The following is a 21,520-nucleotide window of genomic DNA, read 5'->3' on the forward strand; positions in this document are numbered from 1 at the left end:
CGGGGGCCCGGCCGCGGTCGTGTCCGGCCGGTCCGGCCGGTCCGCTCGGGCGGGTCTACTCGGGGGTGACGTACGCCCCGGAGATGCCGCCGTCCACCAGGAAGGTGTTGGCGGTCATGAACGAGGAGTCGTCGCTGGCCAGGAAGGCGACGGCGGCGGCGATCTCCTCCGGCTCGGCGAACCGGCCGAGCGGGATGTGCACCAGGCGGCGGGCGGCGCGCTCCGGGTCCTTGGCGAACAGCTCCTGCAGCAGCGGGGTGTTGACCGGCCCGGGGCACAGCGCGTTGACCCGGATGCCCTCGCGGGCGAACTGCACGCCCAGCTCGCGGGACATCGCCAGCACGCCGCCCTTGGAGGCGCTGTAGGAGATCTGCGAGGTGGCCGCGCCCATCACCGCGACGAACGAGGCGGTGTTGATGATCGAGCCCTTGCCCTGGCGCTGCATGTGCCCGATGGCGTACTTGCAGCACAGGTAGACGCTGGTCAGGTTGACCTCCTGGACCCGCTTCCAGGCCTCCAGGCCGGTGGTCAGGATGGAGTCGTCGTCGGGCGGGGAGATGCCGGCGTTGTTGAACGCGATGTCCAGACTGCCGTAGTGGTCGACGGCCTGCTGGTACATCGCCTCGACCGCCGCCTCGTCGGTGACGTCGGCCTGGATGAACAGGCCGCCGACCTCGTTGGCGGCCTTGGCGCCGCGCTCCTCGTCGAGGTCGACGCAGACCACCTTGGCCCCCTCGGCGGCGAACCGCTTGGCGGTGGCCAGGCCGATGCCGCTGCCCGCGCCGGTGATGACCGCCACCCGGCCGTCGAGTCGCTTCGTCATGGTGATCATTCCTCCGTGGAGATGAAGACGTTCTTGGTTTCGGTGAAGGCGTTGAGGGCGTCCGGGCCGAGCTCCCGGCCGAGGCCCGACTGCTTGAAGCCGCCGAACGGCGTCGAGTAGCGCACCGAGGAGTGCGAGTTGACGGACAGGTTGCCCGCCTCCACCCCGCGGGCCACCCGCAGCGCGCGGCCGACGTCACTGGTCCAGATCGAGCCGGACAGGCCGTACTCGGTGGAGTTGGCGATCCGCAGCGCGTCGTCCTCGCCGCGGAACGGCACCACGGTGACCACCGGGCCGAAGATCTCCTCGGTGAACGCCCGGTCGTCGTGGCCCACCGGCGCCAGCACGGTCGGCGGGAACCAGAAGCCGGGGCCCTCGGGTGCGCTGCCGCGGAACGCGACCGGGGCGCCGTCGGGGACGTAGCCGGCCACCCTGGCCCGGTGCGCGGCCGAGATCAGCGGACCCATCTCGGTCTTCTCGTCGGCCGGGTCGCCCACCCGCACGCCGTGCACGGCCGGCTCCAGCAGTGCCATGAAGTCGTCGTAGACGGACTCCTCGACCAGGATCCGCGAGCGGGCGCAGCAGTCCTGCCCGGCGTTGTCGAAGACCGCGTAGGGCGCGGTGGCGGCGGCCTTGGCGAGGTCGGCGTCGGCGAAGACGATGTTGGCGCTCTTGCCGCCGAGTTCCAGGGTGACCGGCTTCACCTGCTCCGCGCAGCCCGCCATGATGGACTTGCCGACGGCGGTGGAGCCGGTGAACACCACCTTGCGGACGTCCGGGTGGGTGACGAAGCGCTGTCCGACCACCGGCCCGCGGCCGGGCAGGATCTGCAGCACGCCCTCGGGGATGCCGGCCTGCAGGGCGAGTTCGCCCAGGCGCAGCGCGGTGAGCGGGGTGAGCTCGGCGGGCTTGACGATGACGGTGTTGCCGGCGGCGAGGGCCGGGGCCAGGCCCCACGCGGCGATCGGCATCGGGAAGTTCCACGGCACGATGACGCCGACCACGCCGAGCGGCTCCTGGAAGGTGACGTCCAGGCCGCCGGCGACCGGGATCTGCCGGCCGAACAGCCGCTCGGGGGCGGCCGCGTAGTACTCGATCACGTCGCGGGCGTTGCCGGCCTCCCAGCGGGCGTTGCCGATGGTGTGCCCGGCGTTGGCGACCTCGGTGGCGGCGAGCCGCTCGCGGTCGGCGTCGACGGCGGCGGCGAAGGCGCGCAGCAGCCGGGCCCGGTCGGCGGGGGCGACCTTGCGCCAGCCGTCGAAGGCCGCCTTGGCCCGTGCGATCGCCGCGTCGGTCTCGGCGAGCCCGGCCAGTTCGAGGGTGGTGATCACCTCCTCGGTGGCCGGGTTGAGCACGTGGTAGCGGTCGGGTTCGGTCATCGGGCTGCCTCCTTGCAGCTGGCCGCGGTGAACGCGTCGAACAGTCGCGGGTCGTCCGGGTCGGTCTCGGGGTGCCACTGCACGGCCACCGCGAAGGCGCGGTCGGGCAGTTCGAGCGCCTCGACGCTCTCGTCGGCGCTCCAGGCGGTGGCCCGCAGTCCGGTGCCGAGGCGGCCGACGGCCTGGTGGTGGTAGCAGTTGACCTGGGCGGTGGGGCCGAGGATCTCGCCGAGCCGGCTCTCCGGGCGGACCAGGACGCCCTGGCGGACGAACTCGGCGGGCAGCCGCTGGTGGGTCTCGTCCGGCAGGTGCTGGACCAGGTCGCCGCCGAGCGCGACGTTCAGCAGTTGCAGGCCGCGGCAGATGCCGAGCACCGGCAGGTCGCGCTCGAGCGCGGCCGACAGTAGCTCCAACTCCCATTCGTCCCGGGCCCGGTGGGGCGGGCCGGTACGCGGGTGCGGCTCGGCGCCGTACCTGGCCGGGTCGACGTCGGAGCCGCCGGCCAGCAGCAGGCCGTCGAGTGCGCCGATCAGCCGCTCGACGCCGCCGCCCTGGGGCGGGAGCAGGACGGGGGTGCCCCCGGCCCGGGAGACGGCGTCCAGGTAGGTCTGCGGCAGGACCGCGGCGCGCTGGCGCCAGACGCTCCAGGCGGCCTCGTCGAGGTAGCTGGTGATGCCGATCAGGGGTCGCACGGTCACAGCCGCTCGAATCCGCGGCGCCGCTCCCAGTCGGTCACCGCCGCGTCGTAGGCGGCCAGTTCGGTGCGGCCGGCGTGGGTGTAGTGGCCGACGACGTCCTTGCCGAAGGCCTCGGCGGCGGCCTCGCTGCGCTCGAAGGCGTCCACCGCGTCGCGCAGCGTGGACGGTACCCGGGGGGCGTCGGAGGCGTACGCGTTTCCGGTGAACTCCGGTTCCAGCGGCAGCTGGTGCTCGATGCCGTACAGGCCGGCGGCGATCAGCGCGGCGGTCGCCAGGTACGGGTTGACGTCGCCGCCGGGGACCCGGTTCTCGAAGCGCAGCGACGGGCCGTGGCCGACCACCCGCAGCGCGCAGGTCCGGTTGTCCCGGCCCCAGGCGACGGCGGTGGGGGCGAAGCTGCCTGGTACGTACCGCTTGTAGGAGTTGACGGTGGGGGCGAGCAGCAGGGAGAAGTCGGCGAGGCAGGCGAGCTGCCCGGCCAGGAAGTGCTCCATGGTGCGGGAGAAGCCGTTCGGGCCGTCACCGGCCATCACCGGTCGGCCCTGCTCGTCGCGCAGGCTGAGGTGGATGTGACAGGAGTTGCCCTCGCGCTCGTTGTACTTCGCCATGAAGGTGAGGCTGACGCCCTCCTGCGCGGCGATCTCCTTGGCGCCCGTCTTGTACACCGCGTGGTCGTCGCAGGTGGTGAGCGCATCGGCGTACTTGAAGGCGATCTCGTGCTGGCCGAGGTTGCACTCGCCCTTGGCGGACTCCACGGTGAGCCCGGCGCCGGCCATGCTGTTGCGCAGCCGGCGCAGCAGCGGCTCGACCCGGGAGGTCCCGAGGATGGAGTAGTCGACGTTGTACTGGTTGACCGGGGTGAGGCCGTGGTACGCCTTGTCCCAGGCCTGCTCGTAGCTGTCCCGGAAGACGATGAACTCGAGCTCGGTGCCGACGTACGCGCTCCAGCCGTAGGCCGCGAGCCGCTCCAGCTGGCGGCGCAGGATCTGCCGCGGGGAGACGCTGACGGGGCGGCCGTCGTGGTGGTGGACGTCGCACTGGACCATGACGGTGGCGGGGTGCCAGGGCACCGGCCGCAGGGTGTCGAGGTCGGGGGTGAGGACGAGGTCGCCGTAGCCGCTGTCCCAGGAGGAGATCTGGTAGCCGTCGACGGTGTTCATGTCGATGTCGACGGCGAGCAGGTAGCCGCAGCCCTCGGCGGCGTTGGGGACCACGTCGCTGAGGAAGTACTCGGCGGCGACCCGCTTGCCCTGGAGGCGGCCCTGCATGTCGGTCATGGCGAGCACGACGGTGTCGATCTCGCCCTGCGCGACCATGGCCTGCAGGCGGTCGAGGGTAAGCCGGGCGGCGGTCATCGGGGGGTCTCCAATTCGTCGGCCGGGGCGCCGTGGTGGTCCGGGAGTTCCTGGCTGCCGGGGGCGGGGGCGTCCTGGATGCGGGGGCCGGTGAACCAGTGCCGGGCCGACACCAGCCACCACAGGCCGGCGAACCCGAGCACCACACCGACCGCGACGGGGGTGTAGTTGAAGCTGAGGGCGGTGACGGGGCTGACGGTGGGCAGCATGAACAGCACGGTGATCACGGCCGTCCAGCCGACCGCGACGCAGCCGATGATCCTGCTCCAGCGGCCCAGATGCCAGGGACCACGCGGGAAGGCGTCGCCCTGGCGCAGCCGCAGGTAGACCGGGATCACGTAGGAGATGTAGAGGCCGATCACCGAGATCGAGGTGACGGCGGCGTACGCGGTGGTGTTCCACAGCACCGGCAGGGCAAGGATCAGGGCGCCGCCGGTGGCCAGCCAGACCGCGCTGGTGGGCGTCTGGGTGCGGGGGTTGATCCGGTGCCAGAGCCGGGCGCCGGGCAGCGCGCCGTCCCGCGAGAAGGCGTAGATCATGCGGGAGTTGGCGGTGACCGAGGCCATGCCGCAGAAGAACTGGGCGCCGATCACGATCAGCAGCAGCAGCTTGGCGCCGGTGGTGCCGATCGCGTCGATGAAGATCTGGGCGGGCGGGACACCGGTGGAGCTGGCGATCTCGCCGTCGTAGTCCTGGATGGCGAAGGTGATGCCGAGCAGCAGGATCCAGCCGGCCACCAGGGAGACCACGATGGCGTTGACGATGCCGCGGGGTCCGGAGCGGGCCGCGTCGTGGGTCTCCTCGGTCATGTGGGCCGAGGCGTCGTAGCCGGTGAGGGTGTACTGGGCCAGCAGCAGGCCGAGCATGCCGACGTAGAAGCCGTTGGAGAAGCCGGTCTTGTTCACGAACTCGGTGAACACGAAGGAGGCGGAGGCGTGGTGGCTGGGCAGCAGGGCGAGCGCGCCGACGATGACGGCGACGCCGACCAGGTGCCACCAGACGCTGACGCTGTTGAGCAGGGCCACCAGTTTGACGCCGCGGGTGTTCAGCAGGCCGTGCAGCAGCAGGATCACCACGAAGATCTCGACGGTGTGGCCGGTGCTGGCGGCGAAGCCGAACTGCAGGTCGAGGAAGGCGTTGGTGAAGAAGGCCGCGCCGTAGTCGACGCCGGCGGTGACAGCCACCTGGCCCATGAAGTTGAACCAGCCGGTGAACCAGGAGGCTGCGGGGCCCTTGGTCCTGGCCAGCTTGGCGGCCCAGTAGTAGAGCCCGCCGGCGGTCGGGTACGCGGAACAGATCTCCGCCATGGCGAGGCCGACGCAGAGCGTCATCAGGCCGACCAGCGGCCAGCCCCAGGTGATCATGGCGGGTCCGCCGGTGTTCATGCCCATCCCGTACAGGGTGAGGCAGCCGGAGAGGATGGAGACGATCGAGAAGGAGACGGCGAAGTTGGAGAAGCCCGACATCGAGCGGGCGAGCTCCTGGGTGTAGCCGAGTTCGCGCAGCCGGCGTTCGTCCTCGGACAGCTCGGCGGGGTCGGACACAGTGGTGGTACCGGCCGGAAACACCGGTCTGGCAGTCTGCTCGGCCGAGTGGGGACCGGCCTGGTGTTCGGAAGTCATGCGCACCCCTGGGGATTGAGGCGGGACCGACACGCGCGCCCACGTCTTCGTGGTGCGCCCTCCTTGCGCTCAATGGCCTGGAAGCAGACCATTGGGCTGTGCGGAGCATCGTTCACCCCCGGCAACCTCGGCGTCAAGGGGGATCCCCCCTTGGATCCGGCCCGCGGCTGAGTACGATTCCCGCGTGGAGGAGGCAGTGTTGGACCCCCAGCTAGGCACCGTCTTCCGGCCGGTGCGCACCGGCAACGCCTTCGAGGAGACGGTCGAACGGATCCTCCAGGCGATCAAGCTCGGCGTGATCGGCCACGGCGACCGGCTGCCCGCCGAGCGCGACCTCGCGACCCGCCTCGGCGTCAGCCGCGAGACCCTGCGCGACGCCCTGCGCTCGCTCCAGCAGGCCGGGTACGTCGAGTCCCGCCGCGGCCGCTACGGCGGCACCTTCGTCACCTACCGGCTGCCCGCCCCCGACGTCGGCGAACTGCGCCGCGCCGCCGAGGACCTGGGCGCCGAACTCGAGGACGCGCTGACCTTCCGCCTGGTCCTGGAGACCGGCGCCGCCGAGCAGGCCGCCCGGCGCGACCTCGGCGAGGAGCAGCGCCGCTACCTGCTCCAGCGCCTCGCCGACGCGGACGGGGCCAGCCCCGAGGAGTACCGGCAGTGCGACTCGCGCTTCCACCTCGCCATCGGGGAACTCACCGGCTCCCCCTCGCTGGCCGCCAGCATCACCGAGGCCCGGATCCGCCTCAACGATCTGCTCAACGCCATCCCGATGCTCGGCCGCAACATCGACCACGCCTCCGAGCAGCACGGCGCGATGGCCCGCGCCATCCTGGCCGGGGACCCGGCCGCCGCCCGCCGGGCCACCGAGGAGCACCTGGAGGCCACCGCCGCGCTGCTGCGCGCCTTCCTCGGCTGAGCCCGCCGGGGCTCACCGGCGGGTGGCGCTCAGACCCCGCCGACCGGCAGCAGGACCAGCCGCTCAGGATCGAACGGTATCCACCGCGGGGCCGTGCGGGCCCGCAGAATCCGTACCCGGCACCAGGCCGGCCCGTCCTGTGGCCGCCACCAGGCGTTGATCCGCCCGAGCGCCCAGGTGCCGTCCTCGGCCAGCACCTCGACGGGCTGGTACACCGCTGTGACCTCGGCCTCCGGCGGCCGCCAGCCGGCCTCGGCGGCCGCCCGGGCCGTCCGGCCGGCCGGTCGCTGACGGTCTGCCATCGCTCTCCCCCAGGGCCGGGTGATCGTTACCCGACTGTTGATCGAGGGGCCTTTGTGCTGCCCCGCCAGCTGACTCTACAGTGATGTAGAGGTCAGCGTGCTCCCTTCCCGCGGTGTTCCACCCGCCGGGACGGGCCGCTGTGCCGGGAGGGCACCGGGCAGCCGCCCGAACGGCCGCGCAGGACGAGACGACCTCTGTGGGGGGACGCCATGACCGAGATCTACTTCAGCCACAACTACCGCGACCTCAGCGAGCAGCACGGCACCGGCGCCGGCTTCCAGTTCGAGTTCTCCTGCCAGCGGTGCCACGACACCTGGCGCTCGCCGTTCGAGGCGTTCACCTCAGGACAGGTGGCGGGCTGGCTGAACAAGGGCGTCGGCGCCGCCTGGAACCTGATCGGCGGCAGCGCGACCAACGGGATCACCGGCGCCGCCGACGGCCTGGCCGGGGCGAACTGGGGCAGCTCCCGGGACTCCGCCTTCCAGCGCGCCATCGCCAACGCCCAGCACCACTTCAACCGCTGCGGCCGCTGCACCGACTACGTCTGCGGCCGCTGCTGGAACACCGCCCAGGGCCTGTGCCTGCGCTGCTCCCCCGACACCGCCGCCGAGGCGGTCGCGGCCCAGCAGCGCGGGCTCAACGACATGGTCTCGCAGCAGGCCTACGCGTACGGCCAGCAGACCGGCCAGGCCTACGACGTCACCGCGCCAAGGCAGTTGGTCTGCCCGCACTGCCGCGCCGAGACCCACGGCACACCGTTCTGCCCGGGCTGCGGCAACCGGCTGGCACAGACCGCACAGTGCACCGGCTGCCACGCCCAGCTGCCGGACGGCGCCGCCTTCTGCCCCGCCTGCGGCACCAGGCGCTGAGCCGGCGGCCCGGCGCTCCGGCACCCCAAGCGTCGGCGGCCCGTCAGGACAGGTCGGGCGGGCGCAGCGTGAAACGCGCCTCGACCGTCGCCCGGACGGTCTGCCGGGCCGGCTGAAGGTCCAGTTCGGGGCTCTCCTGGGCGTAGCCGTACACGACCGCGCCACGGGTCTGCGCGCCCCCGGGCGCCGGGTACGGGTCCGCCCCGCCCAGCCCCTGGTCGGCCAGCGACAGCAGGCCGGTGAGCCCGGAGCCGAGCGCGGCGGCGTACTGGCGGGCCCGCTCGACCGCGGCCTCGACCGCCTCGGTACGGGCCTGCCGGTACGCGGGGTTGTCCCGGCGCAGCTCCCACCGCGGGCCCGCGACGGTGGCCTGCTCCAGCCCGGCAAGTGCGCCCACCAGCTCGCCCAGCACCTCGAAGTCGACCACGGTGACGTGCAGTTGCGCACTGCCACGGTAGCTGGTGACCTTCTCCACGGCCCGCTTGGAACCGGGCCGTTCGGGGTTGACCCAGACCGCGCCGCTCTCGGTGCGTTCCACCGCGTCGCCGTATCCGGCCAGCAGCGCGCGGGCGGCGTCCAGCCGCTGCGCCAGCAGCCGCACGGTGCGCCCGCGGTCCTTGTCCTGCGCCTGGACCGTCAGGTGGACGACGGCCAGGTCCGGTTCGACGTCGAGCTCGGCCTCGCCGCGTACGGCGACGGTCGGCTGCTGTGGGGAGTCCATGGCCGCAGTCTTCCATCCGGCGGGCGGACGCGGGCCCCAAGGCGGTCCCGGAGCGGTCCCGCGCCGGTCAGCGGCCTTCCAGGGCCGCCCGGGTGTTCGGGCCGTACACACCTGACGGGTCACCGGTGATACCGCGGTCGCTCTGCAACTGGGCCGTACCGCGCCGGGTGGCCTCGTCGAAGCGGCCGGTACGGGTCACATAGGTGAAACCCTGCCCGAAGAGCAGGTCCTGGAGGGCCGTCACGTCCGGGCCGGTGTCGCCGACGGTGAGGACGCGCGGGCCGGACGGCGCGGCGGCGCCGGTGGTCCGGGGACCGGAGGCGGCCGCGGACGGGGTGGCCGCGGGCGAGGGCGGCGCCTGGCTGGCCGACGGTACCGGCTCCGGGACCGGTGCGGTGGTGGCCGCTGCGGTGGTGGCCGGTGCGGCGGTGGCCGGAGCGGAACCGGGCGCGGTACCGGAGGCGGCACCGGGCAGGACGGCCGGCGGGGTCGGTGCGGTGACCGGGTGCGCGGGTGGCGGGGCAGACCGGGTGACGAAGTACACCGCGCCACCGAGCAGCAGGCAGACGGCGGCGGCAAGGCTCAGGGTGGCCCGCGACACCGCCCCTCCCCCGCGCCCGGCGGGCTCCTGCCGGGCCGCCGGCCGCGCCACGGGCGGCGTCGGCGCAAGCAGCGGCGCCGGCGCCTGGACCGGGACGGGCCGCTCGACCGGGCCGGGCGGCTCGGGCAGGTCGAGGACGGGCGGCATGTACGGCCGGACCAGGCTGTCGCCGGCCACGGGTCCCGGCCGGGCGGTGGTGGGGTGCTCTGTCACTGGTCCTCGTCGAGGGTGGGTACGGCGGGCCGCCGGAGCGGTGGAACCCCGTCGGCGGTGCGCGAAATCGAGGCCGAGGGTATCCGCTCCCGGGCGACCGGCTCCAGCCCGGCCGCAGCACCGGGGCACTCCGGCCGTTCCGCCGAAGGCGGGCGTGGCGCCCCCTTGCTGACGGCCGCGAACCGCTCCCACCTCGCTCGACGCCACGCGTCCGCCCGGCGGTGCGGGCGCCGGGGATCGGAGTGCCTCCCCTGCACCGGGCGCCGGAACGGGCGCCTCGGCGCCTTCCCTCTCGACCGGCGATGTCCGCAAAAGCCCCCGGGCCCGATGGATCGGTTGCGGTGCGTGCCCGGTTCCGACCGTGGGCCGCCGCCGGAACGCGCCCGGCCTCAGCGGACCCGGCCCACGCCGAGGCCGGCCCGCACCATCGCCCCCGCCCCCGCCCCCGCCCCCGCGAGGTCGGCCGGCGCCGCCGGCAGGCCGCCCGGGAGCAGCCGTCCGCTGCGGGCGGCCGCCGCCGGGCGGACCGGCAGCGCGATCAGCAGCCCGAGGGTGATCCACAGGTAGGTGCTGCCGCCGATCAGTCCGCCGACCCCCGCGGTGTCGAACCGCCAGAGCCAGACCACGCTGCTGCACAGCACCACGTACCCGGCGGCCGCCGCGGCCAGCAGCCGGCCGCGCCGGGCCGAGCCGACGGGTTCGCGCAGGCCGGCGTCGGCCAGCAGGACCAGGGCCGGCAGGACCCAGACCAGGTGGTGGATCCAGGTGATCGGGCTGATCAGACAGGAGGTCAGCCCGGTCAGCGCGAAGCCGGTCAGCTCGTCGCCCGCGGCGGCGGCCCGGTGCACCCGGTACGCCCACAGCGCGAGCACCCCGATCACGGCGAGCGCCCAGGCGGCGCGCCCGGGGACGTCCGGTGCCAGCCGGGCGATCATGCCCTGAAGGGACTGGTTGGAGACGTAGCCGAGCGAACCGACCCGGTTGGTGTTCCACAGCAGGTCGGTCCAGAACGCGTGCGAGGCCTCGGGCGCCGCCAGCCGGCCGATCAGGGTGGCGCCGACCGCCGTACCGGCCGCGACCAGGGTGGCACGGCGGCGCCGGGTGACGGCCAGGTAGAGGATGAACACGGCCGGCGTCAGCTTGAACGCGGCCGCCAGACCGATCCCGATGCCCGCGTACCGGCAGCGCTGCGGGGCGCCGGTCAGCAGCTTCCAGTCGGCGAGCACCAGCGCCACCAACAGCAGGTTGACCTGCCCGAAGCTGAAGGTGTCGCGGACCGGTTCGAGCAGCCCGAGCAGGCAGCCGGCCACCCCGAAGGTGAACCACCGGTTCCACCCCAGCCGCCGGGCGACCGGATCGACCAGCCAGTACAGCAGCGCGGCGGCGGCCAGGGCGCTCAGCACCACGCTGATCGCCACCGCCGTGTGCCAGCCCACCAGGGCCATCGGCAGCATGCAGACCGCCGCGAACGGCGGGTAGGTGAAGCCCATCGTGCTGTTGGGGTGCACGTAGTCGTACAGCGCGCCGCCGCCGGTCCAGTGGTGGACGGTCCCGTAGTAGACCCCGACGTCGAACCAGCCGCGGTGGCCCGGGATCACGGCGATGAAGACGCCGACCGCCAGCGCCAGCCCGGCCAGGACCAGCACCCGCCGGGCGGTGCCCGGCCCGCCGGCCGCCGCCCGGCCGCTCACCCTGTTCCCGGCCGTCCCCTGCCCTGTCACCACTCGCCCCGCCACCACTCGTCCTGTCACCACGCGTCCCGCCACCGATCGGCCCGTACCCGCTCGCCCTGTTGTCATCCGTCCACCGTCCGGCCCGCTCACCACAGCGCCCGCTCCTGGGCCTCGATCACCAGCGGCCGGTCGCCGGGCAGCAGCCGCAGCCCGTACAGCGCCGCGACCGCCAGCAGGCCGCCGGTGACCGCCGCGGCCAGTTCCGGGATATCGGGGGTGAACCCGCTGGGCAGCACCGCCAGGGCGAGCACACCGCTGGCGGGCGCCGCCCAGCGGCGTATTCGGCCGTGGGTCGCGGCGGCGGCCAGCAGCACCACGCCCCACAGCGCGTACCAGGGGCGCAGCGCCGGGCCGAGCACCACCAGCGCGGTGAGGCTCAGGCCGAGCAGGTGGACGGGTGAGGCCACCGGGCGCCGGGCCCACAGGTACAGCAGGACGGCGGCCGCCGCGGCCAGGCCGAGCCACCGCCACAGCGCTGTCGCGCCCTCCGCGGGCCCGGCGCCCAGCAGCACCGCCAGCCCCCGGGTGGCCCGGCCCAGTGCGCTGGTCAGCGACCAGTTGCCGGCCGACACCGGGGTGCCGAGCGCGTGGATCCAGCCGTAGCCCGTGCCGGTCGCGGCGGTGGCGGCGGCGGCTGTTCCCAGGGCGGCGGCCGCGACGGCGGACCCGGCCCGCAGCAGCCGGGCCCGGCCCTTCAGCCGCTGCGACCACAGTGCGGCGACCGGTAGCAGGCCGAGCGCGGCCGGTGCCTTGACCAGGGCCGCCAGGCACACCAGTCCGGCCGCCCAGAGCGGACGGCGGGCGAGTGCCAGGACCAGCCCGGCGACCAGCAGTCCGAGCATCACGGCGTCGTTGTGGGCGCCGGCCACCAGGTGCAGCAGGACCAGCGGGTTGAGCACGCCGAGCCAGAGCGCCACGCCGGGGTCGACCCCGCAGCGGCGGGCCAGCCGCGGGACGAGGGCCACCAGCAGCGCCACCCCGAGCAGTGCCACCAGCCGCAGGCCCAGCACCCCGAAGTAGACGTGCCGGCCGCTCGCCCCGGCCACCGCGCCGGACAGCGACAGGAACACCGGGCCGTACGGCGCCGGGGTGAACTGCCATATCGCGGGCACCTGTTCGGCCAGCGGGCCGCCCAGGTCGGCGGGGCCGTGGGTGTACACGTCCAGACCGCCGTCGACCATCGCACCCTGCGCCAGGTAGCTGTACACGTCGCGGCTGAACAGCGGCGGACCGGCCACCAGCGGCGCGGCCCACAGCGCCAGGGTCAGCATCAGCGAGCGCGGGCCGGGCGCGTGGGGCCCGCGGACCACCTGGCCCAGTCTGAGCCAGCCCGCGATCAGCAGAACCAGCCCGAAGTACACCACCAGCAGCCCGAGTCGGGGGTGGCCGTGCAGGGGCCCGTACGACACCCCGGTCGGAAGCGCCCCCGCGGCCAGGCCACCGACCGCGAGGGCCGCCGTGCCCGCGAACCCGAGCGTCCGGCACCAGTACGGGTCAGTGGCCACACCCCGGATCGGCATGCGGACAAGCTGTCAGGGGCCGGTGGCCGGTCGTTGACGCCTCATCGACCAACAGGTGACCGGCGCCTGTCCGGTTCCGGCACCCGCAGGCCCGGGGCCCGGCGGCCTCCCGGGGCCGCCGGCCGGCCCTCCGGGGGCCGCAGCCAGGCCTTCAGCCGGTGCACATCTGCGCTCCGCCGAATGGCCACCGCGACGCCAGCCCGCTCGGGGAGACATACGGGTGCCACGCCAAACGCGTGACGGTCGTCCCGGACCTCGCGGGTGCCCGGCTCATCGCGCACCCGTCACCGTCCGCGAATCCACGGAGAGTTCGCCATGACCGCTGTTACCACTCTCACGCTGCCGGCCACCGCCGACGGCGCCGCGCGACCGTCGGTGCCCGCCTCCCGCCGGGCCAAGCCCGCCGCCGCGCCGTCCTACACGGTCGCGCTGGCCCGCGACGAGGCCGACCTGCGGGCCTCCCAGCGCCTGCGCCACCAGGTGTTCGCCGAGGAGCTCGGCGCGGTGCTCGACACCCCGCTGCCCGGCTTCGACGTCGACCCGTTCGACGACTTCTGCGACCACCTGCTGGTGCGCGACGACTCCACCGGCGAGGTGGTCGGCACCTACCGGCTGCTGCGCCCGGCCCAGGCCGAGCGCGCCGGACGGCTGTACTCGGACAGCGAGTTCGACCTGTCGAAGCTGGCCGGCATCCGCGGCGACATGGTCGAGGTCGGCCGGTCCTGCATCGCCGCCGAGCACCGCGGCAACGGCGCGGTGATCAACCTGATGTGGGGCGGCATCGCCCGCTACCTGGTCGACGCCGGCAACACCTGGATCGCCGGCTGCTGCTCCGTGCCGCTCACCGACGGCGGCGGCACCGCGGCCGGCGTCTGGGACGCGATGGCCGCCCGTCACCTCGCCCCCGAGGAGTACCGGGTCCGCCCGCACCGCCCGTGGGACCCGAGCGGCATCACCCGCCCCGAGCGCACGCCCGTCCCGGCGCTGCTCCGCGGCTACCTGCGCCTGGGCGCCTGGGTCTGCGGCGAGCCCGCCTACGACCCCGACTTCGGCGTCGCCGACCTGTACGTGCTGCTGTCGCTGGAGCGCACCGACCCGCGCTACCTGCGGCACTTCCTGTCGGCCGGGCAGAGCGCCCCAGCGGGCCCCGCGTCGTGAGCGCCTGGCTGCCGACGGCGCCGTGCACCCCGCAGGAGTGCGTGGCGCCCCCGGCCGCGACGGTCTCCGTCCCGCGCCGGGTCCTGCGCTGCGTGGTGGGCCTGACGGTGCTGGTGGCCGGGATCGCGGTGGGTCCGCTGGTGCGGCGCCTGCCGCGGACCCAGCGGGAGTGGCTGGTCCGGGTGTGGTCGCGGGCGGTGGCGGCCGGCTTCGGGGTGCGGATCCGCTCCACCGGGGAGCGCGGCGGCGGCCGCGGCGGCGCGCTGCTGGTGGCCAACCACGTGTCCTGGCTGGACATCGCGCTGATCGCGGCGGTCCGGCCGGGCCGGATGCTGGCGAAGTCCGAGGTCGGCGCCTGGCCGGTGCTCGGCGGTTTCGTCGCGCGCAGCGGCACCCTGTTCATCGAGCGGGACCGGCTGCGGTCGCTGCCGGACACGGTCGGGCAGATCGCGGCGGCGCTGCGCCAGGGTGAGCGGGTGGTGGTGTTCCCGGAGGGCAGCACCTGGTGCGGGCGCGGCGGCGGGCGCTTCCGGCCCGCGCTGTTCCAGGCGGCGATCGACGCGGGTGTGCCGGTCCAGCCGGTGACGATCCGCTACCGCACGGGGCGGGGCGAGCCGACCACCGTGTCGGCGTTCGTCGGGGACGACGGCCTGGTGGCGTCGGTCCGCCGGGTGGTGTCCGCCCGCGGCCTGGTCGGCGAGGTGACCCTGCTGCCGCCGATCGTCCCGGGCGCCCATCCGGGCCGCCGGGCGCTGGCGGGCGCCGCCCAGGCGGCGGTCGGCGACGCGGTCGCGGCCGGCCGGCCGCCCCACGCGCACGCCCACCCGGCGGCGCGGACCCCCCGGCCGGCCGTGGCCGGCCGGGGCAGCCGGTGGGGCTGACCGCCCGGTCGGCCCACGGCCGGGCACGGGCCGTACCGGGGACGGGCGCGCCCCGCTACTGCGCCGGCGACGACCCCACCACCGCGGGGCTGTTCGGCGCGACGCTCCCGGCGCTGGAAACGGGCGCGCTCTGCGACTGGACCGAGGCGCCGCCCGACGACGGCCCCACCGCGGGGCTGTTGGGCGAGACCGGCGCGGGCGACGCGGCCGAGGAGTGGCCCGGGGCCGGTGGTGAGGAGGCGGCCGTGGAGGGCCCGGAGACCGGGGGCGAGGAGCCGCCCGATGGGCCGGACTTCGAGGCGGACGCCGACCCGTGGCCGGAGGGTGGGGCGGAGGCCGAGGCCGAGCCGCTGCCGACCGGTTTGGTGACCGTTGCGCCGTTCGGGTCCACCACCGCCAGGCTGGGCACCGGCGAGGGCGCCGGACTGACCACCACGACGGCGTCGCTGTGGAAGCTCGGCCAGGGGATGCCGCTGTACTTCACCGACGATCCCTGGTGCTTCGGCGGCAGCAGCGGGTTGCCACAGGCGCACCGCACCCGGGGCACGCCCTGGGAGTCCACCAGCACGGCGGTACCTGCCTGCAGCACCGCCTGGTAGGGGGTGGCCTGGCCGTTGCTGAAGCCGTGGTTGGTGACCCGGGTGTCCTCGCGCAGCACGACGGAGGTCAGCCCGCCCAGGTAGCCGGAGATGTCGGACGGCTGGATGCCCTCGACCGTGGCCCAGGCCGCGGCCTTGTCCGGGTTCTCGTTCAGGTAGTGGTCCAGCTGGGGGACGTCGCAGCTGGCCACCGACTTGCTGCCGCCGTACAGGCCCGGGTCGGAGCCGCTGCGGGTGCCGCCGGCCGACGCCGAGGCGCCCGGTGGGGGCGAGACCACGGCCGCGGCGGCGACCGAGCCGGTGAACGGGTCGGGGCCGACGTCGGCGGCCGGGGTGAGGGCCACGTCGACGACGCTGGACGGCTTGTTGGTGAGGACCAGGACCAGCGCGACGCAGGCCGCGACGAGCGCGCCCGCCAGCACCAGGACCCCGCGCCGTCCGCGCCACCAGGGGCGCTTCCCGTCGCCGCCGGAGCTCGGGGCCAGCGGCCGCGACGGTGGGCCGGACGGCGGCACCGGCGGCACCGGCGAGTCGGGGATCTTGCCGATGGGCTCGGTCAGCGGACCGGAATCAGCACCCACCGGCGGGTGCCCGCCAGGGGTCCGGTCGGATCCGGAGCCCGGCCCCTGTCCGGGGCCGGAGAGCGGGCCGGACGGCGGACCGGCCGGCGGGCCGGAGCCGGGGCCCGAGCCCGGCGAGGACGGGCCCGCACCCGGGTCTGACGGCTGCTCGGGCGGCGGGTCGGGCGGCGGCTGGGAACTCACCGGGTCTCCTCCGGATCACTGCGGGTCAAAGCGGCGGCCCCCCGCCGCCTCATTCTGGGTGCGACCGCTGCACTCCGCGACTTCCCGGTCACCGGTTCGCCGTTACCCGCGGCAGGCCCGAAGCTGGAGAGGTCCGGCCGGTCCCGGCCGGGGCGGTGGGGGGCAGGCCTGCCAGGAGTCGGCATGCAACGGACTGACCACCGGAGCGCTCCTTCCGTCACCGCCGCCGGCGAGCTGCACCGCTGGCTGGCCGCGCTGGCGACGGTGGTCGCGGCCCTCGCCGCGATGGCCGTGGTGGCCGCGCTGGGGCTGTGGCTGGCGGGCGCCAACGGCCTGCCGGGCGGCGGCTTCGGGGCGGTGGTGGCCGCGACGGTGCTGATGGCGCTCGGTGTGCCCACCCAGCTGGAGGGCAGCGCGGTCTTCGTCGCCACCGCGCAGGGCGGGATCACGGCGCTGCCGCTGTCGGTCACCCTGGTCGGCGCGCTGACCGCCGGGGCGGTGTTCCTGCGTCCGCTGCGGCTGCACGCCGTGGTCGGCGGCAGGGACCTGGCCGGGCGGGTCCTGCGGACCGCGGCGCTCTGGGTGGTCGCCGTGGTGCTGGTGTCCCTGGGCGCGCAGCACAGCTTCACCGTCTCCACCGGCGAGGACCTGCTGGACGAGATCGGCGGGCTGATCGGCGGCGCACCCGAGGTCGGCTTCAAGGTCGAGCCGGGCGCCGCGGCCGGGCTCGGGCTGGTCTGGCTGCTGGTGGTGCTCGCCCTGGCGCTGGCGGTGTCCCGGCGGACCCCGCTGCCGGCCCGGCTGCTGCGCTTCCATTCGGCCGTGCGGCCCGCCGCGCACGCCGTGCTGACCCTGCTGCTGGCGTACGTGGTGCTGGCCCTGGTGATCGGGGTGCTGGCGGTCTTCGTCCACGGCAGCCCGCGCGAGACGCTGGCGGTGATCACGCTGGCGCTGCCGAACCTGGCCTGGATCGCGCTAGGCGTCGGCCTCGGCGGGTCCTGGCACGGCCATGTGACGGACACCATCGGGCTGCCGATGCCCGAGCCGCTGGCCGCGGTGCTGCGTTCCAACCAGGACGTCACCCTCGACCTGGGCTCGCTGGCCGAGCAGGACGGCCATGCCTGGCTGCTGCTGCCGCTGGCGGCGGTGGCCGTGCTGCTGACCGGGGTCGGCATGGCGTTGCACACCAGGCCGGGGACGGCGCCCTGGCGGCACGCCCTGCACCTCGCGGTGGCGCTGGCGGTGGCGATGCTGCTGGTCGGGCTGGTCACCCGGATCTCGGCGGCGTTCGGCCTGGCGCTGCTGGGCATGGGCGGCCGGGGCGCCACCGAGCTGTGGCCGAACCTGCTGGTCCTGGTGGCGCTGGGGGTCGGCTGGGGCGCCGTGGGCGGATTCCTCGGCGGCCTGGTCGCCACCCGCGTCCGGCGGCCCGGCACCCCGTAGGGTCCGGCTACCGCTCGGGGACGCCGAAGACCGGCCAGGCCCAGAGCGGCGGCGCGGGCGCCGGCCGGTCCGGCCCGGCGGAGGGGACCGCCTCGGGCGGGATCAGCTGCGAGACGACCGCGGTGGGGGCCGGGGCGGGGGCGGCCGGGGCTTCGGCCGCCCGGGGGGCGCGCGACACGTCGCGCAGGGCGGCGATGAAGGGCAGGCAGCCCTCGTAGCGTTCCTCGGGCGCCTTGGCGAGGGCCCGGCCCAGCACCTCGTCGAGTGCTTTCGGCAGGTCGGGGCGGTGCTCGCTGAGGTGCGGCGGCTCGTCGTGCAGGTGGGCCCAGAGCAGGGCGAGGTCGTCGTCCCGGGTGAACGGAGGCCCGCCGGAGAGCATCTCGTACACGACGCAGCCGAAGCCGTACACGTCGCAGCGGCCGTCCACCGGCTTGCCGGAGATCTGCTCGGGGGCGACGTAGTCGAGGGTGCCGACGAACTGGCCGACGCTGGTCAGGCCGGTGAGCGACAGAGACTTCTTGGTGAGTCCGAAGTCGGTCAGGTAGGCGTGTTCGGGGTGGTCGTGGTCGGTGCCCTCGGCGACCAGGATGTTGCCGGGTTTGACGTCCCGGTGGACCAGGTCGTGGGCGTGGGCGGCGTCCAGCGCGGAGGCGACCTGGCTGCCGATCCGGACGGTCTGCTCGACGTCGAGCGGGCCCTCGCGGTCCAGCAGGGCGCGCAGGTCCCGGCCGCGGACGTAGCGCATCGCGATGTAGAGCAGGCCGTCCGCCTCGCCGGCCTCGTAGACCGGGACGATGTGCGGGTGGTCGATGGCGGCGGCGACCTTGGACTCGTGGGCGAAGCGCCGGCGGAAGACGTCGTTGCGGGCCAGCTCGGGGGCGAGCAGTTTGACCGCGACGATCCGGCCGAGCCGCAGGTCCTCGGCCCGGTAGACGACGGCCATGCCGCCGCGGCCGATCAGCTTCTCCAGCCGGTAGCCGGCCAGCTGGTGGCCGGTGAGGTCGGCCGTGGCGGCGGTGGTCACGGGGTGTTCCCGGGCTCGGCCGGGTCGGCGGCGCCGCCCGGGTCCACGGTGGCGAGGGTCTGCAGCTGGGCGCTGTCGCAGTAGTACCAGCGGCTGTGGTCGAGGTCGAGCAGCCAGGCCTGGGTGCCGTCCAGGACGGCGCCCAGTCGCAGACCGCGGCTGCGGGCGCGGTAGGCCTCCAGGTCGATCCGGCCGTCGGCGAACTCGTCGACCAGCTGCCGGTACTCGGCGAGGGCGTGCTCCAGGGCGGCCAGCAGCGGGCGCGGGTCCTCGGTGGTGCCGATCGGCTGCCCGGTGCCGGGCGGGCGGTGCGGCAGGGCGACCAGCATCCGGCCGTCCACCCAGGCGGACCAGCCGTTGGAGCAGATGATCCGGGCCCAGTTGCCCTCGGTGCCGGCGAGCCGGACGGGCAGCAGCGCATCGAGGCGGATGCTGGGCCGCGAGGGGTCCGGCGAGGCCCAGGTCTGCAGTCCGTCGGCGGGTGCGACGTGGGTGGGACGGAACTCGTACGGGCTCCCCATCGCCGCCGCCTATCGCCGCATCACGGCGGGCTCGTGGCGGCGCAGCAGCCGGGCCACGATCACGCCGTAGACCACGGCCAGCCCGGCCAGCGCACCCATGTTGATCAGCCAGGTGGAGGCCTGGTGGGCGAAGAGCGGGTCGGAGGTGATGTCGCCGGGGACGATCGCGTGCAGGTCGACGGTGGAGGCCATCGCGGCCAGCGCCCAGCGCGAGGGGATCAGCCAGGACAGCTGCTGCAGGCCCGGGACGCCGTTCAGCTGGAGCAGCGCGCCGCAGAAGACCACCTGGACGATGGCGACCAGGACCAGCAGCGGCATGGTCACCTCTTCCTTCTTCACCAGCGCCGAGATGACCAGGCCGAGCATCATCGCGGTGAGCGAGAGCAGCGCGACGGCGAGGGTGATCTCCACCAGTGGCGGCATCAGCACGCCGCCTCCGCCGTCGGGTCTGAGCTTGACCCCGACCAGGGCGACCATGGTCAGCACCACGGCCTGCACCACGGTGATGGTGCCGAGCACGATGATCTTCGAGCAGAGGTACGCCGATCTGGACAGGCCGACGGCTCTCTCGCGCTGGTAGATGGTCCGTTCCTTGACCAGTTCGCGGACCGCGTTGGCGGCGCCGGTGAGCACGCCACCGACGCACAGGATGAGCAGCGCGTTGAGCGCGGTGTCGACGGTCAGGGCGCTGCCGGCCAGGGCGCGGGCCATCACGCCCATCACGAACGGCAGCGCGATCATCACGGCGAGGAAGGTCCGGTCGGCGGTCAGCGCGCTGGCGTAGCGGCGGACCAGGGTGCCGACCTGGCGGTGCCAGCGCTGGGGCGGTGGCGGCGCCGGGTGAACGGCGGGCGGGGCCTCGGGGCCGGGCTGCTCCTGGCCGCCGGGGCGCTGCATCGCGGAGGCGATGTAGCGGCGGTAGGGGGTGGAGGAGCGGTACTGGCCGGCCCAGTCCCGTTCGGTCTCGTTCTCGAACGCCTCGAAGGCCTCCGGCCACTGGGTGAAGCCGAAGTACTCCAGGCTCTCGCCGGGCGGCCCGTAGTACGCGATCCGGCCGCCCGGGGCGAGCAGCAGCAGCCGGTCGCACAGGTCGAGGCTGAGCACGCTGTGGGTGACCACGACGACCGTGCGGCCGTCGTCGGCGAGACCGCGCAGCATCTGCATCACCGAGCGGTCCATGCCCGGGTCGAGGCCGCTGGTGGGCTCGTCCAGGAAGAGCAGGGAGGGTTTGGTGAGCAGCTCGAGCGCGACGCTGACCCGCTTGCGCTGGCCGCCGGAGAGGCTGGAGATCACCTGGTCGGCGCGTTTGCCGAGGCCGAGCTCGCCGATCACCTCCTCGACCCGGGCCGCCCGTTCGGCGGGCTCGGTGTCACCGGGGAAGCGCAGTTCGGCGGCGTAGCGCAGGGCGCGGCGGACCGGCAGCTGGGTGTGCAGGATGTCGTCCTGCGGGACCAGGCCGATGCGCCGGCGCAGCTCGGCGTAGTCGCGGTAGAGGTCCCGGCCGTCGTAGCGGACGGTGCCGAGGTCGGCGGGGCGCAGTCCGGTGAGGGCGTTCAGCAAGGTGGACTTGCCGGCGCCGCTGGGTCCGGCGACGGCGAGCAGGGTCTTCTGGCCGACCGGGAAGCTGATCCCGTCGATCAGTTTGCGGCCCTCCCCGACGGTGACGGTCAGGCCCTCCACGTCGAGGTCGATGTCGCCGGTGTCGACGAACTCCTGGAGTTCGTCGCCGACCAGGCAGAACACCGCGTGGCCGATGCCGATCAGATCCTGCTCGCCGACGATCTGCTGCTGGACGGGCTGGCCGTTGAGGTACGTGCCGTTGTGGCTGCCGAGGTCGGCGATCTCGTAGGCGCCGTCCGGCCGGGCGCGCAGCTCGGCGTGGTAGCGGGAGACCGAGAGGTCGGCGATGGTCAGGTCGTTGTCGGGGGCGCGGCCGATCCTGATCACCTTGGCGGGCAGCGGCCGGACCGTGGTCGGGGGCCGGTAGGAGCCGGTGATCGAGGTCAGGGCGGACGGGCGGGGGCGGGCGGGGGCCGGCGGGGGCAGCGCCTGGAGGGTGCAGCGCGGGCCGTCGGCGGGGCTGCCGAAGCGCAGCTCGCTGCCGGGCCCCACATCCAGGTGCGCCACCCGGTGGCCGCCGGTGTAGGTGCCGTTGGTCGATCCGACGTCGTCCAGCATCCAGTGGCCGTCCCCGACGTGCAGGACGGCGTGGTGCCAGGAAACCCGGGGATCACTGAGGACGATCTCGCTCGCTGGGTCGCGGCCGACGTGGTACGTGCGGCCCGGATTCATCACCCGGGTGTCACCGTCGGCGTCGAGTACCAGCTGCGGCGCGGTGAGCGCGAACTGTCGCTCTGCCATAAGGACGATGCTAGTC

At 74.5% G+C, this 21,520-nt stretch carries 19 protein-coding genes; 5 read left to right on the forward strand and 14 right to left on the reverse strand.

The features are described 5' to 3' along the window. Nucleotides 1-55 precede the first annotated feature (55 nt). The 5 genes from AB0D08_RS24045 to AB0D08_RS24065 are packed head-to-tail and all read right to left on the reverse strand — an operon-like array spanning nt 56 to nt 5,799. Nucleotides 56-832, reverse strand: coding sequence for a 3-oxoacyl-ACP reductase (locus AB0D08_RS24045; protein WP_033820041.1), 777 nt, complete (start codon nt 830-832; stop codon nt 56-58). Further along, the gene (locus AB0D08_RS24050; RefSeq protein ID WP_033820042.1) at nt 829-2,202 is read right to left on the reverse strand and encodes an aldehyde dehydrogenase family protein; all 1,374 of its coding nucleotides are present in this window, start codon (nt 2,200-2,202) and stop codon (nt 829-831) included. The genes AB0D08_RS24045 and AB0D08_RS24050 overlap by 4 nt, the downstream gene beginning before the upstream one ends. Next, a complete protein-coding gene (locus AB0D08_RS24055; RefSeq protein WP_359891458.1) occupies nt 2,199-2,900 on the reverse strand; it encodes a gamma-glutamyl-gamma-aminobutyrate hydrolase family protein in 702 nt (233 codons plus the stop codon). The genes AB0D08_RS24050 and AB0D08_RS24055 overlap by 4 nt, the downstream gene beginning before the upstream one ends. Next, nucleotides 2,897-4,255: a glutamine synthetase family protein gene (locus AB0D08_RS24060; RefSeq protein ID WP_359891461.1), complete on the reverse strand. Its 1,359-nt coding sequence runs from the start codon at nt 4,253-4,255 to the stop codon at nt 2,897-2,899. The genes AB0D08_RS24055 and AB0D08_RS24060 overlap by 4 nt, the downstream gene beginning before the upstream one ends. Then, nucleotides 4,252-5,799, reverse strand: a complete 1,548-nt coding sequence (locus AB0D08_RS24065) for an amino acid permease (RefSeq protein WP_051812213.1) — start codon at nt 5,797-5,799, stop codon at nt 4,252-4,254. Before AB0D08_RS24065 ends, AB0D08_RS24060 begins: the two co-directional genes overlap by 4 nt. 262 nt (nt 5,800-6,061) lie before the next feature. On the opposite strand from AB0D08_RS24065, the gene AB0D08_RS24070 reads away from it, so the two are divergent. Further along, a complete protein-coding gene (locus AB0D08_RS24070) occupies nt 6,062-6,793 on the forward strand; it encodes an FCD domain-containing protein (RefSeq protein WP_199520316.1) in 732 nt (243 codons plus the stop codon). Between the two features lie 29 nt (nt 6,794-6,822). On the opposite strand, the gene AB0D08_RS24075 is transcribed toward AB0D08_RS24070, so the two are convergent. Beyond that, nucleotides 6,823-7,095, reverse strand: a complete 273-nt coding sequence (locus tag AB0D08_RS24075) for a hypothetical protein (RefSeq protein ID WP_359891463.1) — start codon at nt 7,093-7,095, stop codon at nt 6,823-6,825. Between the two features lie 210 nt (nt 7,096-7,305). Between AB0D08_RS24075 and AB0D08_RS24080 the strand changes: the two genes are divergently transcribed. Beyond that, nucleotides 7,306-7,965 (forward strand): zinc ribbon domain-containing protein, encoded by a 660-nt coding sequence (locus AB0D08_RS24080; protein ID WP_033820046.1) that lies wholly within the window; start codon nt 7,306-7,308, stop codon nt 7,963-7,965. Nucleotides 7,966-8,008: 43 nt separating this feature from the next. Here AB0D08_RS24080 and AB0D08_RS24085 read toward each other — a convergent pair whose 3' ends face one another. From AB0D08_RS24085 to mptB, 4 genes are all read right to left on the reverse strand, one after another. Beyond that, nucleotides 8,009-8,686 carry an SIMPL domain-containing protein gene (locus tag AB0D08_RS24085; RefSeq protein ID WP_033820047.1) on the reverse strand — a complete coding sequence of 226 codons (678 nt, stop codon included), beginning with the start codon at nt 8,684-8,686 and terminating at the stop codon, nt 8,009-8,011. 67 nt (nt 8,687-8,753) lie between these two features. Continuing rightward, nucleotides 8,754-9,500 carry a peptidoglycan-binding protein gene (locus tag AB0D08_RS24090; protein WP_359891467.1) on the reverse strand — a complete coding sequence of 249 codons (747 nt, stop codon included), beginning with the start codon at nt 9,498-9,500 and terminating at the stop codon, nt 8,754-8,756. A 389-nt stretch (nt 9,501-9,889) separates the two neighbouring features. Next, nucleotides 9,890-11,191: a glycosyltransferase 87 family protein gene (locus AB0D08_RS24095; protein WP_359891470.1), complete on the reverse strand. Its 1,302-nt coding sequence runs from the start codon at nt 11,189-11,191 to the stop codon at nt 9,890-9,892. Between the two features lie 128 nt (nt 11,192-11,319). Continuing rightward, complete coding sequence (gene mptB / locus AB0D08_RS24100; RefSeq protein WP_359891473.1) at nt 11,320-12,753, reverse strand: polyprenol phosphomannose-dependent alpha 1,6 mannosyltransferase MptB; 1,434 nt, start codon at nt 12,751-12,753, stop codon at nt 11,320-11,322. Nucleotides 12,754-13,068: 315 nt separating this feature from the next. Between mptB and AB0D08_RS24105 the strand changes: the two genes are divergently transcribed. Both AB0D08_RS24105 and AB0D08_RS24110 read left to right on the forward strand, forming a co-directional pair. Beyond that, the gene (locus AB0D08_RS24105) at nt 13,069-13,911 is read left to right on the forward strand and encodes a GNAT family N-acyltransferase (RefSeq protein ID WP_359891475.1); all 843 of its coding nucleotides are present in this window, start codon (nt 13,069-13,071) and stop codon (nt 13,909-13,911) included. Next, complete coding sequence (locus tag AB0D08_RS24110; protein ID WP_359891478.1) at nt 13,908-14,792, forward strand: lysophospholipid acyltransferase family protein; 885 nt, start codon at nt 13,908-13,910, stop codon at nt 14,790-14,792. The genes AB0D08_RS24105 and AB0D08_RS24110 overlap by 4 nt, the downstream gene beginning before the upstream one ends. Nucleotides 14,793-14,847: 55 nt before the next feature. On the opposite strand, the gene AB0D08_RS24115 is transcribed toward AB0D08_RS24110, so the two are convergent. Further along, nucleotides 14,848-15,972 carry a DUF6777 domain-containing protein gene (locus tag AB0D08_RS24115; RefSeq protein WP_359891479.1) on the reverse strand — a complete coding sequence of 375 codons (1,125 nt, stop codon included), beginning with the start codon at nt 15,970-15,972 and terminating at the stop codon, nt 14,848-14,850. A gap of 366 nt (nt 15,973-16,338) precedes the next feature. On the opposite strand from AB0D08_RS24115, the gene AB0D08_RS24120 reads away from it, so the two are divergent. Next, the gene (locus tag AB0D08_RS24120) at nt 16,339-17,598 is read left to right on the forward strand and encodes a streptophobe family protein (RefSeq protein ID WP_033823209.1); all 1,260 of its coding nucleotides are present in this window, start codon (nt 16,339-16,341) and stop codon (nt 17,596-17,598) included. Between the two features lie 7 nt (nt 17,599-17,605). Here the strand turns inward: AB0D08_RS24120 and AB0D08_RS24125 are convergent, their stop codons facing one another. From AB0D08_RS24125 to AB0D08_RS24135, 3 genes are read right to left on the reverse strand one after another with little or no spacing between them, the layout of a single operon-like run. Next, a complete protein-coding gene (locus AB0D08_RS24125; RefSeq protein ID WP_359891483.1) occupies nt 17,606-18,622 on the reverse strand; it encodes a serine/threonine-protein kinase in 1,017 nt (338 codons plus the stop codon). Continuing rightward, entirely contained in the window at nt 18,619-19,143 is a 525-nt protein-coding gene (locus tag AB0D08_RS24130) for a hypothetical protein (RefSeq protein WP_033823207.1), read from the reverse strand. The genes AB0D08_RS24125 and AB0D08_RS24130 overlap by 4 nt, the downstream gene beginning before the upstream one ends. A 9-nt stretch (nt 19,144-19,152) precedes the next feature. After that, on the reverse strand, nt 19,153-21,504 hold the full coding sequence (locus tag AB0D08_RS24135) for an FHA domain-containing protein (RefSeq protein ID WP_359891485.1): 2,352 nt from the start codon (nt 21,502-21,504) through the stop codon (nt 19,153-19,155). Between the last annotated feature and the right edge of the window lie 16 nt (nt 21,505-21,520).

It is taken from the genome of Kitasatospora sp. NPDC048540, assembly GCF_040651175.1.
GTDB lineage: Bacteria > Actinomycetota > Actinomycetes > Streptomycetales > Streptomycetaceae > Kitasatospora.